This window comes from Streptomyces fuscichromogenes (genome assembly GCF_014645815.1).
Taxonomy (GTDB): domain Bacteria; phylum Actinomycetota; class Actinomycetes; order Streptomycetales; family Streptomycetaceae; genus Streptomyces; species Streptomyces fuscichromogenes.
In genome coordinates, this window is record NZ_BMML01000118.1 from 1 (window position 1) to 719 (window position 719).

Here is a 719-nt window from a genome sequence, read left to right on the forward strand (position 1 = left end):
GTGGTCGCGGTCCTTGAGGGGTTCGCCGGACGGCTGGACCTGGCGGCCGTCAACGGCCCCTCCGCGGTGGTCGTCTCGGGTGACGCGGACGCGGTCGAGGAGATCGCCGGCCGGTTCAGGACGGACGGTGTCCGGGTCAAGGCGCTGACGGTCAGTCATGCCTTCCACTCCGCCCACATGGACGAGGTCCTGGCCGAGTTCACCCGCACCATCACCGCCCTGACCTTCAACCCGCCGGCGATACCGGTGGTGTCGAACGTGACCGGCCGGATCGCGACCGCGCAGGAGCTGACCGATCCGGGTTACTGGGCCCGGCACATCCGCGGCACCGTCCGCTTCCACGACGGCCTGAGCACCCTGGCCGCCCAGGACGTCACCACGTTCCTGGAACTGGGCCCGGACCCGGTCCTGACCGCCATGGTCAACAATGCCCTGGAGCAGGACGAGTTCACCGCCGCAGCAGCCCTGCAGAAGGGCAGGGACGAAGAGCGCTCCCTGCTCTCCGCGCTTGCCGCGGCCTGGGCCAACGGCGCCCCCGTCGACCTCACCGGGCGGGTCACCGGCGGCCGGCGTGTCCCCCTGCCCACCTACGCCTTCCAACGCGACCGCTACTGGCTCGAAGCGGCCCCCTCCACCGACCTCACCCCCACCGGACTCTCCCCGACGGATCACCCCCTGCTGGGCGCGCACCTGGAACTCGCCGAGTCCGGCGCCCACAT

Annotated in this window: 1 protein-coding gene; it reads left to right on the forward strand. The window is 71.5% G+C overall.

What is annotated here, in order from left to right; translation table 11 throughout:
• A partial coding sequence (locus tag IEZ11_RS50445; RefSeq protein WP_189269860.1) for an acyltransferase domain-containing protein occupies positions 1 to 719 on the forward strand: 719 nt, incomplete at both ends.